At 63.0% G+C, this 15358-nt stretch carries 14 protein-coding genes; 6 read left to right on the forward strand and 8 right to left on the reverse strand.

Annotated elements, in window-relative coordinates; translation table 11 throughout:
• Positions 1-99: 99 nt before the first annotated feature.
• A complete protein-coding gene (locus ON19_RS09585; RefSeq protein ID WP_043689226.1) occupies positions 100-309 on the forward strand; it encodes a DUF397 domain-containing protein in 210 nt (69 codons plus the stop codon).
• On the opposite strand, the gene ON19_RS40075 is transcribed toward ON19_RS09585, so the two are convergent.
• On the reverse strand, positions 278-1414 hold the full coding sequence (locus ON19_RS40075) for a hypothetical protein (protein WP_169334168.1): 1137 nt from the start codon (positions 1412-1414) through the stop codon (positions 278-280). The genes ON19_RS09585 and ON19_RS40075 overlap by 32 nt on opposite strands.
• Complete coding sequence (locus ON19_RS09595; RefSeq protein WP_157229639.1) at positions 1411-2370, reverse strand: hypothetical protein; 960 nt, start codon at positions 2368-2370, stop codon at positions 1411-1413. Before ON19_RS09595 ends, ON19_RS40075 begins: the two co-directional genes overlap by 4 nt.
• 222 nt (positions 2371-2592) lie before the next feature.
• Between ON19_RS09595 and ON19_RS09600 the strand changes: the two genes are divergently transcribed.
• Both ON19_RS09600 and ON19_RS40080 read left to right on the forward strand, forming a co-directional pair.
• Positions 2593-2979, forward strand: coding sequence for a hypothetical protein (locus tag ON19_RS09600; protein WP_043689229.1), 387 nt, complete (start codon positions 2593-2595; stop codon positions 2977-2979).
• 9 nt (positions 2980-2988) lie between these two features.
• Entirely contained in the window at positions 2989-3600 is a 612-nt protein-coding gene (locus tag ON19_RS40080) for a DUF3558 domain-containing protein (RefSeq protein WP_083899253.1), read from the forward strand.
• Positions 3601-3608: 8 nt separating this feature from the next.
• Here ON19_RS40080 and ON19_RS41740 read toward each other — a convergent pair whose 3' ends face one another.
• The 3 genes from ON19_RS41740 to ON19_RS09610 all read right to left on the reverse strand — a co-directional run bounded on the left by ON19_RS41740 (position 3609) and on the right by ON19_RS09610 (position 7269).
• Positions 3609-4310: a hypothetical protein gene (locus tag ON19_RS41740; RefSeq protein ID WP_157229640.1), complete on the reverse strand. Its 702-nt coding sequence runs from the start codon at positions 4308-4310 to the stop codon at positions 3609-3611.
• Positions 4311-4410: 100 nt separating this feature from the next.
• A complete protein-coding gene (locus tag ON19_RS09605; protein ID WP_043689231.1) occupies positions 4411-6960 on the reverse strand; it encodes a TPR repeat domain-containing protein in 2550 nt (849 codons plus the stop codon).
• Between the two features lie 6 nt (positions 6961-6966).
• The gene (locus ON19_RS09610; RefSeq protein WP_051168685.1) at positions 6967-7269 is read right to left on the reverse strand and encodes a type VII secretion target; all 303 of its coding nucleotides are present in this window, start codon (positions 7267-7269) and stop codon (positions 6967-6969) included.
• 296 nt (positions 7270-7565) lie between these two features.
• Between ON19_RS09610 and ON19_RS41745 the strand changes: the two genes are divergently transcribed.
• The 3 genes from ON19_RS41745 to ON19_RS09625 all read left to right on the forward strand — a co-directional run bounded on the left by ON19_RS41745 (position 7566) and on the right by ON19_RS09625 (position 11527).
• Positions 7566-9311 carry a hypothetical protein gene (locus ON19_RS41745; RefSeq protein ID WP_157229641.1) on the forward strand — a complete coding sequence of 582 codons (1746 nt, stop codon included), beginning with the start codon at positions 7566-7568 and terminating at the stop codon, positions 9309-9311.
• Positions 9308-10069: an ESX secretion-associated protein EspG gene (locus tag ON19_RS09620; protein WP_043689234.1), complete on the forward strand. Its 762-nt coding sequence runs from the start codon at positions 9308-9310 to the stop codon at positions 10067-10069. Before ON19_RS41745 ends, ON19_RS09620 begins: the two co-directional genes overlap by 4 nt.
• Positions 10070-10333: 264 nt before the next feature.
• Positions 10334-11527 carry an MFS transporter gene (locus ON19_RS09625; protein WP_043689236.1) on the forward strand — a complete coding sequence of 398 codons (1194 nt, stop codon included), beginning with the start codon at positions 10334-10336 and terminating at the stop codon, positions 11525-11527.
• 61 nt (positions 11528-11588) lie between these two features.
• Here ON19_RS09625 and ON19_RS09630 read toward each other — a convergent pair whose 3' ends face one another.
• The 3 genes from ON19_RS09630 to ON19_RS09640 all read right to left on the reverse strand — a co-directional run bounded on the left by ON19_RS09630 (position 11589) and on the right by ON19_RS09640 (position 15325).
• Entirely contained in the window at positions 11589-12866 is a 1278-nt protein-coding gene (locus tag ON19_RS09630; RefSeq protein WP_043689239.1) for an FAD-binding oxidoreductase, read from the reverse strand.
• Between the two features lie 52 nt (positions 12867-12918).
• A complete protein-coding gene (locus tag ON19_RS09635) occupies positions 12919-14484 on the reverse strand; it encodes an alkaline phosphatase D family protein (protein WP_043689242.1) in 1566 nt (521 codons plus the stop codon).
• A 76-nt stretch (positions 14485-14560) separates the two neighbouring features.
• The gene (locus ON19_RS09640; protein WP_043689244.1) at positions 14561-15325 is read right to left on the reverse strand and encodes a sporulation protein; all 765 of its coding nucleotides are present in this window, start codon (positions 15323-15325) and stop codon (positions 14561-14563) included.
• Positions 15326-15358 lie beyond the last annotated feature (33 nt).

Here is a 15358-nt window from a genome sequence, read left to right on the forward strand (position 1 = left end):
TTGGCTTTACAGTGAGCTCGCTTCGGATGTTCGGAGCACATGCTTGGATGAAGTGAAAACCCGAGAATTGATACGCCGGGTGACGAAGGAGTATGAGAAGTGAGAGCTGACCTATCTGGTGCTCAGTGGTTCAAGAGCAGCCACAGCGAGACAGGGGGCCAGTGTGTAGAGGTTGCGTGGCTGTTAGGCGGCGATGTCGGCGTTCGTGACTCGAAGAACCCTTCCGGTCCGAAGTTGATCTTCACGCCCAGCGACTGGGATGCCTTCACACTGAGCGTCATCGACGGGGAGTTCCGCGACCCCGCGTAACGCGCGCCGGTACTACCGTCGGTCCGTGGATTGGGTCAGAACCGCGATTCGGCGAGGGCGACGCACACATGACGATTCGCCTGTGGCGGTCGCGTCTCAGTTTTCCGGCCTTACATGGCCAAAAGGCCAAAAGGCCAAAAGGCCAAAAGGCCAAAAGGCCAAAAGGCCAAAAGGCCAAAAGGCCAAAAGGCCAAAAGGCCAAAAGGCCAAAAGGCCAAAAGGCCAACGACGACGACCGCGGCATGCAGGAGCCGAACCCGATGATCTCGGTCCTCGTATCTCCGTGGCACAGCACGAGCAGCGCACCCGGCGCAGGAAGCAGCCACTGAGCACGGCAACGATCGTCAGTTGTCGCCCGCCGGACTGCCGATGGCAGCCCGTCCGCACGGTTCCATGAACGCACGATGATTCGCTCTTGGTCCCAACCCGTTTCGACCAGTTCGGCACCGAGGAACGCATTGGAAGGCTGGATGCTCGAACCCCACGCGTCCGGAACCTGATACCGGATGGCCATGTTGTCGATATTCTTCACCCACACGGCGTGCGGACCGAACGTCTCTTCCAGGACATCGGAACTGTGCGGGTCCGCCCCGATGAGTGTTGCGTCGTCGTCATCCTCGACGACGGCGGCGGTGTCGAGTTGTTCCGGTTTGCGGAGCACGACCCTGCCGCCGCCTTCGGCTTTGACGAAGTACCAGTCGACCACGACGGTATTGGCGAGCCGCTTGATGCTGACGGAGGCACCTGCCGCGCCATTTACCTGCGCCAGCTTCCGTACCCGGGTGATGGCGCCTGTCTGTGGATCCAGCGCTGTGGCCACTACCCACGTTTCGTTGCCCTGCTGGCATGCGAAGGCTCGATAGATCGCGTTATCGGTGATCGTGAGCGCTGATTCCCTCGGCCTAGCGCAACGAACAGAGCTGAGGTCCGTCAGCCAAAGCTGCTTTCCAGTCCGGGCGTCGTATCGCGCGGTGTGTGCCCCCGCGGCCACGGTCAGGTATCCGGATGTGTATCTGAATGATGTCTCCCCGATACGTGCGGCCAAGGGCTTTCCGGGAAAGTCCTCGGCAAGGTCGACCTTCGTCCAGAGGATCGCACCGGTCAACGCGTCGAAAGCCCTCCAGCCCATGGATCGCCAACGGGCGAGCACGACCTTCCCGTCATCGGAGGAGTACAGCTGCCGTCAACGTAGGCGACGCCGCGACCTCTATCTCGCTCCACGTTCGTGCGCACATAGCGCCAGCGTGGTTTGCCCGACAATCCGTCGTATGCGGTCAGACCCTCTTGCGTGGCGACGACGAAGCCGGCGCCCGCAACCACGATATCCCGCATCGCGGTGCGCTTCGGAAAATCCGATTTCGACACCCGATACCGTTCGGTGCCAAGCTTTTCCGGAACTGGCGGAATCGCTACGTGAGTGGTCGTGCTGTGGTTGGCATTGAGGCGATCATCGCCGGCACGGACCGCGGTCGCTCCGATCCCGGCGGACGCCAGCAACCCCAGCGACATCAACAACACCACCACACGCCGTCGAAGAACTGTGACCGTCATCGAACCGAGCGCCGTACCGAGCTGCAGCACAGCCCCGGCGAACACCAGCCCACACGCCCCCACCGCAGTCGGCAGCCGAGAGAAGTACGGATAATCCAATCGGATCAGTGCGTAGACGCCGGGCAGATGACTGCTGGCCGCCATGTACGGAAGTGCAACAAGAGTGAGAAGTAGTGCGAGAAGCGCGAAACCTTCGCCTCGAGAGGAATTCGGACGCCGCGAACGGTAGACCACCGCACCTACGACCACGGCCAACACGAGGACGCCGAGGATCACCGCAGCGATGCCGAACCGCTCAGGCACACCGTGAATCGGCTCATCCGAGAAGGATCCGAAGATATCCTTGCCCTTGACACCGTCTTCGTCCAGCGGCACGGTCGATGCAGCGACGCGGCTGTAAATCCCGAGCAGAACTCCTCCGGCAGTCAGCCCGAAGCCTGAAGCTCCCGCCGCTGTCGCGACAGGTGTCCACCGACTGACCGACTCTGCCGTAGCGCTATTCGTATTCATTACATCCCCCGTCACACAGGGCCCGAACGAGTCACGAGGCAGCCCGCCCGACTCGAACAGGCCAGACAATAGCCGCGCAACGGCTGCGCGGCCAACTCCCCCGGCGTATCCCCAGACTGCACTGCCCCTCGATCTAGCTGACGGGAGACGTACTGGCCGAAAGCCGCAAGGGCGTAGCGTGATACCCTGCCTCGGAGGACAGTCGATCCGGGGGTTTGGACAATGACCGAAGCAAGTATCGACTACGGCCAAGCTGAGATCGCAGCGTTCAACCAGGCCGCCGGCGCGGGAATCATTCAATTCGACCCCGTTGCTGTACGCGAAGCCATCGGACTTTACGACCAAATGATCTCTGGATTGTACGTCATACGGCAACGGTTGAGTGATGCGGTCCGCGCGGTTGGTTTCGGTGGATTCGACTCCGCCCGAGAACTGCAGCAAGGGTTCTCCAACAAGGCTGCTCAAGGGATTGAAGCGGTAGACAAGCTGATCGAAGGCGCGATGCGCCTGCAAGAGGCGTACATGCGTACCGGAAACATGGTCGAAGAGGCGGACGTGCGGAACGCCGATATCCTAAGATTTATAGCGGAATCCGCCGGGGAAAGGTGACGGTCGGCGATGAAACGTGCACTCGTGTGTGTCTGGGGCATAGCGTTGTCCGCATTTGTTGCCGCATGCAGCCCTAGCGGAGACTCGGTAGAACATTCGACCAGCTCTGCAGCAACGTCAACGGCTATCCGTATCGCAGTGCCGGTGAATCCTGCACCTGCTCAAAATGATCAATGGCGCAACGCCGTCCGGTTCGACCCATGCGCAGGTATTGGCGACGACACGATTTCCACAGCCGGATTCGACCCGTCCACCAGGAAGCGGAACGACTTCAGTTTCGACACCTATTCATTCATCGGATGCAGCTTCGACCACAAGGAGTCGATCCGCGGCCAGATGCTTCCTGTGCGGACGCTGACGGTTTGGTCGACAAATATTTCGCTGGCTGAATTCCGGGACCGCTACGCGAAATCTTCCGAGAAGATTGTGGTAGACGGACGTGATGCGCTGCGATACAGGCAGACAGAAGTACACTCGGGCTCCTGTGGCGTAGCGATGAAAACAGCCGATGGCGCGCTTGATGTTTCGACGAGCACCAATGCCGCCTTCACTTCGGAGAAGCCATGTGATCGCATCGTTGAAGTAGCGTCGGCGATCGAATCTGTATTGCCCGAAGGCTGACATGACGGTTATTTTCCGGGCAATTGTTGCGGGGGCTTTCGTGCGAAAGGTTCGGGAGCGAATGGCCGACAGGTATTCTCTACCTTTGCAAGCATCTCAGGATCGTTGGGCTTGACCGGCTTCGATGCGGTTTCCCCTCGCCTATCGAAAATCCAGCCGTGGCTGATTTCGGCATTGCCATTCACGTATTCGGCAGCATTGCGAATGGACGGCTGCTGCAGTGAGTACGGTGCATCCGGCTCGCTCAACACCAGCTCGCCATCCTCGGTGATGTCGTATACCCCGGGTATATCGTATTCACATATTGAAACCACAATATGACTAGATTTCTGCTCTACTCCAACCACGCGGAACGTCATGGCTCCAGTTCCGGTTAGCGGCGATACTTCGTAATCCTGGATAGCTTGCTGGTCGATAACTCGGGAGTTGAATTCGTGTCGTGCCGTAGGGTCCGCCTCGCTGAGGGCTCTGGGGAAGAGTGCGGCAGATTCCACAGCAAATTGCGCCGCTGACAGCATTGGCTCATCCAGTGGAATCGGAATATCCCATGTGAACTGCGGCGGTGGGTAGTTCGGCTGCGCTGAATCTTCGACGGTCGGCGGCGAATCGGATTGCCCGAGGTTGTTATCTTGTCCACAAGACGCCGCGACTGAGATTACGAACAGCGCAGCAATCGTGCTTGCAGCGTACTTTGTTGGACGACAACTCACCCTTGATGCTCCTTGCTGTCGATTCACCGGCTTGCTCAGGCGTGTATCATGTCGCGCTGATCGATACCGGACGCCTTCAAGTGTTCCGTTCGATCACTTCTTACTGGGGGGGTGCTTGGCCGGTCAGTATGACGCTCAGACTTGTCGAGTCTCGTGCAGTCTGTGCATCCAGAATCCCTGTCCGCGACTGAGTGTAGTCTGTGATGAATTGTGTGAAATTATAGTCTCTGAAAAATTCGTCCCGCGCTCGAATCTGATACTCTTCAAGCGTTCCGTTGAGGTCGATGGGTTGTCTGGTGGTCGGGTCTATCAGGGCCGACGGCACATCCTGTCCGGTCGCAAGCGCCGAGCTGATGATCTGCATCTGAATATCGCGCTCGCCTTGAGCGTTGATGTTCGCGATGTCCGGGAACGTTTGCCTGAGTTCCTTCGGTTCGGGCACGAATTTTTCTATTGCGGCCTCTGTTGCGGATTCCTTGAGTTGGTCGGCGACCATAGAGGCTATCGGTCCGCCTGGGACTTGTCGCGGTACCTCGATCTGGCCGATCGTCATCTCGGCGACGATCTCAGCCGCTGCCCGCTTTTTCTCGAATAGTTCGATTTGGTGGTCGTTATAATCGCCGATCTTGTGCTCGTCCTGGAAAGTCATCGCATTCTCTGCTGCGGCAGTCAGTCGAGCATCCAGGCCGGCAATCTTTCGGACGCTTTCGCTGGCTTGGACGCCTGCATTGGTGTCAGAGTTCGTAAACGCTTGATTGATGACATTGGCCTCGTACGCTTGGCGGGAGACTTCTAGCGTCAGCCGCCCCTGATCTGACTGGCTTGCAAGAAAGAGCAGGCGATCCGCGTCCGTTCCTTCCAGTCGCGGTTGCAGGCCCTTGGGGGTCAGGCCGGTTTCGCCGAACCGCTCGGAGTATGCGTCGATATTGGACCCCATGACATTAGCAAGAGCTTTCGAGAGTTCAGGGTTCTCGGCGAAGACCGCGGCATTACTTTGAAAAACAGTTGTGCCGTCTTTGGTGACCAAGTTGCTACTTCGGTGTGTATCGGGTTTATCGCCGAGTTGGGCAGGATCTTGTGGGCCCTCTACCGGTGCGAAGAACTCGGGCAATTCGATGAGGGTTCTACGTGCAAGTATCGCCTGCTCTGTAGGTTTGCCGTCGGAATCCACTTCGTGTGTCTCTGTCGCAACCCAATCGAACAATTTTGCCGGAGTCTTGCCGTCATCGCCCCAATCGTGGTTTAGTACCGTGCTGGCGAATTTGTCGCGGTCGTATGCGATCTCACCGGGTCGCACGTCTTCGCCAGCCGGCTTCGGGATATCCGCGGGAAGGTCTCCACTGAGAAGTGCGGCGCTGGATTCGTGGTTACGCAGACCGGTGTCGAACAGCTCGCGGGCGCCATTCTCGATCCTGTCTTTGTCTCCTGGCTGCCATCCTTCGCCGGGCAACATGTCGCCACGGACCTTTTGGTTGGCGTCGAGGTACTCGGCCATGCTCGCGCCTTGACGCGAAAGTTCGATGCCGAAGATCTTGCCGGGCTGGTTACCCGAGGAAGCGTGCGAGACCAAATCGCCGACGCTCGACAAATCGCGGAAGTCTTTGGCCTGTTGGCCAGGCTTGGCCAACTCGTTGGGGTCGAGGTCTTGCCATCGCCTCGAGACCAGATCACGAAGGTCCTTCGGTAGCTGTTCGTAGCCACCAGGTGATTGCAACCTACCGTTCGCGTCCTTGCCGGTACCTACCTTTTCGTTCGATACAGCTAGCAGGCCGTTGCCCAATGCGGTGAGCTTGGCGGACGCGGCCGGATTACCCGCTTTATCCTGACTTTCCAGATGGTCGGTCAGGGCAACGATGCCGTCTTTGCCGGCACCTTGGAAGAACTCGCGGTAGTACTGCTGGGTTGAGGCAGGCATCGTCGAGATCTCACCGCCCTCGGCCAGGATGTGCAGTTCCTGTTCACTGAGAACGCCTTGCGGCAGGCGGCTGGCGATCTGATCGAGGATCGCGGGATCGACGGTTCCGTCCGGACGAATGGCGGCCAGGACCGCTCTGCCGTCCTCGCGGCCGAGTTCGGCGATGTCGGTGGCGGTCGCGGCCGGAGTATCGATTCCGTCACCCAGCAGGTCGCCACGTGCCCGGATCTGTTGAGCGCCGGCCCTTATGGCGGCACCGACCTCGTTGACAGCGTTCATCAGGCTGTAGTACGCGGCGTTGATGAGGCCCTGGTGGTGATCGACCTTGTCCTTGACCTTCTGACGATCGTCCGCGGGGAGTTCGGCGCCGAGATAGGTCACCGCAACTGTCCACCTGTCGTCGACCGTGAGCGGAATCGGAGATTCTGGATCGTTCAACGCATCGCTGACCCGGCCGAGCAGGATACGGCGTTCATTGGCCAATCGAGCGTCAGCCGCTCGCAGAGCGGCTGCGGTGCCTCTGATCTCCTGAGACAGCCTGCGCCCCTGATCGTTTTCCTCGGTGAAGCGGTCGGCCGCCGCATCGTGCGCCGCACCCGACCATGTCGCATCGGTGAAGTGGGTCAGCATCCGGCCGAGCTGGTTCTCGTATTCCTGAGTGTCGGCTTCCAGCTCACTTGCCCACTCGGCGAGCTTCTCAAGCTTCCACGCTTCGACTTGTGCACGCGTCGGCATCAGCGGCTATCCCCGCACCCGGAAATCCATGGTGTCCAGCTTCTTTTTGAAATCTTCATCGGTGGTCTGGTAGGTATCCGCGGACTGCTTCACGATGGCGGACAGTTGCTGGATCCGTTGCGCCGCGCGCAGCCATGCTCCCTCGGTGAACTCGCCCACCTGGGAGCACACCTGCCCGAGCGAACAACCGGGTAGCGCTTCGCCGATTTTGTCGGCGCTGGTGCGAACGTCGATTGCATCGATCTCGGCGGAGATGCCGTCCAATGTGGTTGCCAACGACCTCAGATGTTGTATGTCGGCGTCGAGCACGGCGAACTGGTCCCCCTTCGAGTAAGACGAGCTCCGTACGGTGCGGAGCCATAGGCGCTACTTCGTCGAACGATAGCCTGGGAGAACATCTTCGGGCCAGCTCGCGCACCCATGACGGGGTCGGCGCGGGCGGGCATGGTTCGATCCCGGCATGCTAGCCTCCCGATCGGGACACTCTGTGGGGAATACCAAGGGGGCGCTGGATGGGTGGAGAGACCGAACCCTCGTCGAATCCTGGTTCCTTGCCGGGAATTCCGAGTCCGATATCGCTTCCGGGTGTACTCGGCCCTGCCGCGGTGCAGCAGACCGTCAACGCCCAGCAGAGAGCCGACGCGGCACGAAACCGCATCAACTCGGGAGACGCTGAGCTCGGTGATCTCGGAGCCGGGACGGACCCCGACTTTGTGCGAACCATCGAGCACTTCGAGGGCATGACACACGAGGCCATGTACGAAGCAGTGCACGGATCAGGTGGCATGGACGCGGCGGGCCTGCGGATCTTGCAGAGGGTCTGGTTCGAGAGCTATTCCGATCTTGTGAATCTGTCCACATTCAACCAAGTGGGTCTCAATCGGATCTTCGGCAACGGCCTCTGGCAGGGCGCCAGTGGTGACGCGGCTCAGGCGGCGTCGATCCAGTTCTCCCGGGCTGCGAATCAGATCGGCCGGGTATTCGACTCGGTGGCCAATCGGTTGGACTCGCTCGCGTGGTCGGCCGAAGCGGTGCGTGCTGCCGTCCAACCCCCACCCGCGTCGGTGGCGGTGACCCCGGATCCGGACAATCCGGTGGAGTCGATCCTTCCCGGCTTGATCAATCCCGAGTTCGATGACCAGACGCGCGCTGCGCGCGAGCAGGCACGCCAAGCGGTTATCCGCGCACTCAACAGCGCGTACACACCCTCGTTCCCTCCATCTGGAGCCGGCGTTCCCGCCTACACCACCGTTCCACAGATTGCTGGGACCGACGGGGCCCCGGGCATCGACACCAGTCAATTCAGCAGTTCCGGTACTACCGGGACGCCTGTGACCTCCAATAACGAAGCGCCCCAGCAAAATCCGAGTGCTACTAACGTTCCAGATCCTGTTTCGTCCGGAACGCCGACGGCCCCGTCTGGACTCGAACTGTCGGAGGGGCTACTTACTGCACCGGGTACTACACCGAGCAATGCGACCACACCTGCTGGGCTCAGCACCCCATCGGGCACTTCAGGCAGCCCGGGTCTCTCGCCGGGCGGGCCGGGCGTTGGCGCCCCGAGCGGGCCGAACAATGTCGGCCCCGGCGGTCCAGGTTCGTCATTCCCCGGAACTCCCGTCTCAGGGCAGCCGACGGCAATCACCGGCACCGGTCGTCCGTCTGGCATACGCGCAGGCGCGGGTTCGCCGATGGGACCGATGAGCCCTGCTGCTGGAGCACGCAAGAAGGACGACGACGAAGCTACGCACCAGTCGCCCGACTACCTTCGGCGGGTGCACTCCGACTGGACCCAAGGTACCGACAGCCCAGTCGGCGTTGTCGGGGCGGATCAAGTCACGGGATTCGAGTACGAGGACCGCATGGCGCGTATCGACGACTTCGATCAGGGTTACGGGGCGCGCTATCCGTCCCAGTCCTGGGCGCCATCAGATCAAGCCGCGGTCAGCGGGCAGGACTACCGGCCCACAGCTCGCGTCGAGTCTCCGGTAGTGGCGCACGATAACCCATCTTCCTACCGCCCCAGCTCGGACCAGTCGCGTCCTCCTGCTCTCGGACCTGCCGAAGTGGCGGAGGGAACGGAGAACGTCACCACGAACCGTGGAGCCTCGGATAGTGGCGGTACCGAATTGCCCAGCTCCGCCGCGGTGACGATTACCGGGGCCGGGCTGATGGACGTCGACTCGACCCCGGACAACGAGGCACCCGGCGAGCAGCAGACGGTGACAATCAGTGGCAGCGGCCCGATGATGGACGATGACCCGGGCGGCGCTGAAAGCGAACCTCGGGTATTCACGATCTCCGGCACCGGCCCGATGATGGACGACGAAGCCGAGGGCACCAGCCGGTGACGACGCAGACAGTCTGGGACTTCAGTCCGGACGAGTTCGCGTGGGTATGGGCGACGGAAACCGGGCGCGACGAGTACCCCGATCCGATCAGCATCATCGAGACACCGACCAATAAGGATGAATACGACAGTCTGACCGCGGAGATCAGCGCCCGGTATCCGCGACACGGCAATCCGGATCTGACCGGTCCGCTACGCGCACTCGCCGATCCTGAGCTGCGAATCGCTTGTATAGGCAGATCGCTTCGGTCGCACAAGCGGGTCCGCACGGTCGCGGTGGCGGTGGGTGACCTGGGCGTCGTTCTCTTCCAGAGGTCGGGGATGACGGCTGATTTCGGTGGAGACATCAAGCTGGTCGTCACGCGCCGGCAGAGCCTCGGTCGGCACATCGCCGCGACCATGCCCGCCGCACCCGCTGGTGCTGCGGGCCGAATGATCGGTTACACACCCCGCGTACGCGGTGAAGAAGCACCTACGTCGTGGCGGTCGTCGTCCGACCGCGAGCATCCGGTCGAAGAGCGTATCCGGACCCTGCTCCGTCTGCCCCGCACCGCGGAGGGGCACCTGCGTGTAGAACGCTACCTGCACGACCGGCGGCCACACCCACCCTCCTACGTGAGCTGGATAGATATCCGAGACGACCACCCGGCCCACGGCCGCTATCTCATCAGTGTCGAGAACACCGAGACTGTAGTCCTACCCGCGTCCTCCGATGTCATTGCCGGTGAGCTGGACCGCCGTGCGGATCTGGGGGAGTAGCCGCCGGATGTCATTGCAGGGTACTGGGCGGCATCGACCCCGGAGAACGGTGCGCTCTGTCCGCCTGCGCGAGCGTGAGATCATCCACGGGTCTCGCCGCAACCGGACGGATGGGCAGCGCCGGGCAATTTACCGGCATTATCGGGGCGAGAGAATTTTGGCGGAAATCAGGGGCGCAGAGTACGTCGACCGGTTGCGGAGATCCATCTCTTCTGTGCCGCTGGCGGGATCGGCCGTCCGGAGGTGAGCGGCCCAGGGATATGGATGGTCGCGGCGGCGAAAGGTATTTCGACTCTCGGTAACATCGCGTTCTCCACCGGTGTCGTGTGGATTTTTGTGGACGAATACGGTGATGTGCGTACCGCGGGTCTCATGCTTGCCGTCTCAGGGTTTGTCGCGATAGTTCTCGCGCCCGGTGTAGGCGCTCTACTAGATCGCGAGCGCGGAGTCATGCTAATTCCGGTGGCCGACTACAGTGCCTTCGCGATCATTCTTGCTGTCGTCCTGGCGGGTGCGGCACATTCAGTCGCCGGACTCTGGGTGGCAATGCTCGCCACCTCGGTAGGGGGAACTGTGCACGGGCCTGGATTGCAAATGCTGATAAGTCGACTTGTTCCCGATGAGCAGCGTCGAAACGCGAATGCCAAGGTGCACACCGCCGTACGAATCGCAATGATAGCGGGACCGTTGGTGGGTGGAGCCATGGTAGCGATATCGGGTCGTGCGGGGCTGCTCGTTTTCGACTCCGCGACCTTCCTGGTTTCGGGTGTCACAATCACGCTGATCTGCTGTGCAATGCGCATTCAGGAAGACGTGAACGAGAAGGCCGTCAGCAGTAGTACTTCATTTGTGGCCTCGGTGCGGTTCATGTTCGCGAACAGGGTAGTTCGATGGGTCCTCATCCTGGGCGCTTCGGTCAACATGCTCACCTCTGTTCTCGCCATTCTGCTGCCCGCGCTGGCGCAGCGTATCTCTCATTCTGGCATCACCTACGGGGTCATGTATTCGGTATATCAATGCGGGATGTTGTCGGTGGCGATCGTGCTCAGCAGTGAGCGAACGTCGAAATTCATGACCGGCGAGGAATCCAAAGTGGTTTCCGGCGCACTCGCCCTATTCGCGGCAGGATTTCTAGGTGCGATTTCGTCCGACTCCATGTGGGTGCTCGGAGTCTCGGTGTTCGCCATCGGGGCAGGCCTGAGCGTCACCTCGCTCTTCGCCGATACGAGGCTGTTGACCAGTGTTCCGCGCGAGATGCAGGGGCGGGTCTTCGCTATTTCGGGATCGATACTGGCCGGTCTCCGGCCAGCGGGAAACGCTGTCGGTGGGTTGCTCGTCGGAATTTCGACCGTCCTGGTGGGGATGATCGCAGCGGTGACCGCTGCTGGTTGCGCCGTGGCTATGGCGATCGGGAAACCGCTGGACACTCCGCAGGAGGCGCGCGGCGCGCGCCGCTGACACCGGCCGGTCCGACCGAGTAAGCGGCCGCGCCGGCCAGCCCGGACGATTGTCGGTAGGCCTACTCCGCCTCGTACCGCAGCGTGTTCTCCGACCGGCAGATCTCCTCTATTCCGGACATGATGTCGCGCAGCAGTTCCGAGGGCAGGGCGGCGGGGCGCAGGCGGCAGGTGAAGGTGATGAGGCCGTGGTCTTCGGGGGGCAGGCCGCGGGCGGCGGATTCCGCGCGCAGGTAGCGCGAGCGCACGCCGTAGGTCATCGCGGAGATGACGGTGAAGCAGCCGGTGCGTTCCCGGTGCCCCGAGAACAGGTCGTGGAGGCGGTAGAACACCGACGTATAGCTCGACAGGGGCGCGAAAACGCCCACCCGGTAGGCGGGACCACGCTCGGAGGAGCTGAGCGCTGTATCGGCCAGATATTCGGCGTCGCGCAGGGTTTGCACCTTCGGTGCGAACAGCACCGCGCCCGCGGCCGCGTTGCGCACCGGCATGCCCGCCTTGCCGGGCGCGGCGGAGGCGATGGCGCCCAGCGACTTGCGGGCCCGGGAGCCGACCTCGCGCCGGGCTCGCAGCCCTCTGGTGGGCGCGGTGGGGTACAGGCTCGACCACTGACCGAAGCGCACGGTGCCCAGCTGCACGTGACCGGTGCCGACCGGACGCGCCACCTTCAACGGCGCCGTGTCGACCCAGCGGCCCACCTGGAGTTCGGCATTGCCCGGCCGGGCGATCTCGGCGTAGGCGTGCTCGACGAAGGAGTCGAAGTCGAGGAACCGGTCGGCGTTGGTGGTCAGCCAGGTGCGTTCCTTGTCGATCTCGACGGCGTCCAAGGTGAGCGCGGTGATGATGCCCGCGCGCCCGCCCGCGCCCAGGATGCGCTGGAACCGCTCGGTGTGATGGGTGCGCCCGCAGGTGCCGATGCGCCCGTCGGTGTCCACGTACTCCAGATCGACGATCTGGTCGATGAACAGGCCGTGCTTGTGCGAGGCCGCGCTGACGCCGCCGACCGAGGCGAAGCCGCCCGCGGTGATGTCGCGGTGGTCGCCGACGATGGGCAGGCCGAGGCCGTGCGCGCCGAGCCTGCGGTCGATGTCGGAGAGTTTGGCGCCCGCCTGCACCCGCACGGTGCGCCGGCCCAGGTTGATGTCCAGCACCTGATTCATCCGGCGCAGCGACACCACGGTCGGCTGGGCGGGCAGCGTGAGGCCCTCGTCGAGCAGCTCGCCGCCGCACACCATCAGGCGTTCCGATCGCCCGCGTGAATCCCGCACCGTGCGAACGACATCTGCGGTGTCCCGGGGGAGGTATTCCTCGGCGTTGGAGACAGTTTGCGGCGTGCTCATGGCAGAAAAGCTAACCACAGCGCGGCCCGCGCCGCTTCCCCGAACTCGAGGGCTACCGCGACGCGGGCGCAAGGCTCTTGCTGAACAGGACGGATCCGGCGTCATCGCACAGGTCGACGGTCAGTTCCCTTGACTTTCCGTCGATGCGCACCTCGCCGAAATGCTGGAAGGCGTCCAGCGGCGAGCTGTTCTGCACCGGCGGCGCGTGCACGTAGACCGCCTCCGGGCCGAATGTGCCGTCCAGCTGGTTCGGGCCGAACGCCCCCGCGTTCAGCGGACCGGAGACGAACTCCCAGAACTCGTCGAAGTCGGTGAAGACCGCGCGCTCGGGGGAGTAGCGGTGCGCCGCCGTGTAGTGCACGTCGGCGGTGAGCCAGACGACGTCGGCCACCTTGTTCGCCCGGATCGACGACAATACCTCGGCGATCTCGCGTTCCCGGCCCGCCGGTGCGCCGGGATCTCCGTTGGCCGGGCCTTCGTAGGCGGTGGTGTTCTTCTGTTCGCCGTCCGGGACGATCACGCCGAGCGGCAGGTCGCTGGCGATGATCTTCCAGGTGGCCGTGGAGGAGCGCAGACTGTCGATCAGCCATTTCGTCTGCGCCGGACCGAGGATGCGACCGCTGGGTCCGTTGTTGGCGTCGTTGGCGTCCTTGTTCGCGCGCATGTCCAGCACGAAGACGTCCAGCAGCGGGCCGTAGGCGATCTTGCGATACAGGCGACCGTCCACCGCTTCCCTGGGTTCCAGCGGCATCCACTCGTGGAAGGCCTGCCAGGAGCGGGCGGCCAGGGTGTCCATACTCCGTTCGGTGTAACCCTTGGACTCGGCGACCAGCCCGCCTGGGTACCAGTTGTTCACCGTCTCGTGGTCGTCCCACTGCACCACCTGGGCGACCGAGCTGTTGAACCGGCGGTAGTTCGCGTCGGTCAGGTTGTAGGCGTAGTTGCCGCGGAACTGATCCAAGGTCTGCGCGACAGCGCTTTTCGCCTCGCTCACGATATTGCGCCAGATCCGGCCGTCCGGCAGGGTTACCGATTCCTTCAGCGGTCCGTCGGCGTAGATCGAGTCGCCGGAGTGTACGAACAGGTGCGGGTCGCGGGCGGCCATGGCGGCGAAGATCTTCATGCCGCCCAGCTCCGGGTTGATGCCGTAGCCCTGGCCCGCGACGTCGCCGCTCCACTGGAGCCTGATGTCCGCCGCGGCGGTGGGCGCGGTGCGGAAGACGCCGGTGACCGGTTCGGAGGTGGCGCCGTCCTCGCCCTGCAACGTCACGCGGTAGTGCACCTGCTGTCCCGCGGGCAGGCCGTTGACCCGCACGCGGCCGGTGCCGTCGGAATCCGGCGTGAGCAGCGGTCCGGTGAAACGCTTGGCATCGGTGAACGACTGCGTGGCGGCGGTCTCCACGATCAAGGTGGCGGGACGATCGGCGCGAGCCCAGATCAGCGCGCCGTCGGTGCGCGGGTCACCTACCGCAACACCATGAGTGAGCACAGGCCGCTGCCGGACCAGCCCGGGGCCGCTGTCCGACGAGCACGCGGTCAGCACAGGGGCCGCCACGAGTCCGAGTGCGGAGGCGCGTAAGACGGTGCGCCGGGATGGGCCTGAGGGCGAGCCGGTCATCAGGCCACCCTGGCGCAATCACGTCAACGTCACGTGAACGCGCCGGGTCCGTGCGGCCAACAAGCGCGCTCGTTCGTCAGTGCGCCAGGCGTGCCAGACGGTGGTGCAGTTCGCCCGCCCAGTCCACGCCGCCCAAGTGCTGGTAGTCCACCCACAGGGCATCGAAGACGTCGCGGCCCTCGGAGATCCAGCCGCCGCGCTTGTCCGCCTCCAAGACCACGCTCATGCCGGTTTCGGTCGGAACGAAAGTCACCTCGAGCTGGTTCAGGCGCGGGTAGTGCGGTGAACCGGCGAACTCGATCTCTTGGTAGAACGGCAGCGTCTGCGGTGTGTTGTGCACCCGTCCCGACTCCACGTCCGCGCTGCGCAGGTGAAATCCGAGACGTTCCACGGCTTCCAGCACGACGTGCTGTGCGGGCAGCGCGCCGACGCCGATCGGGTCGGTGTCGGCGGCGTCCACCGCGCCGTGGATCTCCACGATCGTGCGCAGCGAGACGACCGTGCCGGGCAGGTGGCGGCCGTTGTAGAAGGTGATCGGCGTCTCCATCGGCGCGCGTGCTGCGAACCGGAAATCCAGCACCGCGCCCGGAGGCAGATGCAGCGGGCCGTGCACCCCGTTGCGGCCGAACGCGATATCACGAACACCTTCGTGATCCTCGTACTCCTGCTCGGCCCTGGTCACGAACTCCACTGCCACAGAGGCGATCTCCTGCTCGACCGCGCCGCCCCGCAACCGGATCACGCCCTCGACGGCGCCCCCGGGCTGCACACCCGGCGTGAACAACTCGGTCTCCACTTCGGCCCCACCGACCCCGGCCGCCGCCAGCAACTTCTTGAACATGCTCGTACTCTCGCCGCCCCGTCTTACCGAAGA

It is taken from the genome of Nocardia abscessus NBRC 100374, from assembly GCF_000308455.1.
Classification (GTDB): domain Bacteria; phylum Actinomycetota; class Actinomycetes; order Mycobacteriales; family Mycobacteriaceae; genus Nocardia; species Nocardia abscessus.

What these genes read in the sequence shown, in the direction of transcription:
- ON19_RS09600 (WP_043689229.1), top strand. Translation starts at nt 2,593, where the DNA reads ATGACCGAAGCAAGTATCGACTACGGCCAAGCTGAGATCGCAGCGTTC.
- ON19_RS09605 (WP_043689231.1), bottom strand. Translation starts at nt 6,960, where the DNA reads ATGCCGACGCGTGCACAAGTCGAAGCGTGGAAGCTTGAGAAGCTCGCC.
- ON19_RS09635 (WP_043689242.1), bottom strand. Translation starts at nt 14,484, where the DNA reads ATGACCGGCTCGCCCTCAGGCCCATCCCGGCGCACCGTCTTACGCGCC.
- ON19_RS40080 (WP_083899253.1), top strand. Translation starts at nt 2,989, where the DNA reads ATGAAACGTGCACTCGTGTGTGTCTGGGGCATAGCGTTGTCCGCATTT.
- ON19_RS09630 (WP_043689239.1), bottom strand. Translation starts at nt 12,866, where the DNA reads ATGAGCACGCCGCAAACTGTCTCCAACGCCGAGGAATACCTCCCCCGG.
- ON19_RS09625 (WP_043689236.1), top strand. Translation starts at nt 10,334, where the DNA reads ATGGTCGCGGCGGCGAAAGGTATTTCGACTCTCGGTAACATCGCGTTC.
- ON19_RS09640 (WP_043689244.1), bottom strand. Translation starts at nt 15,325, where the DNA reads ATGTTCAAGAAGTTGCTGGCGGCGGCCGGGGTCGGTGGGGCCGAAGTG.
- ON19_RS09595 (WP_157229639.1), bottom strand. Translation starts at nt 2,370, where the DNA reads ATGAATACGAATAGCGCTACGGCAGAGTCGGTCAGTCGGTGGACACCT.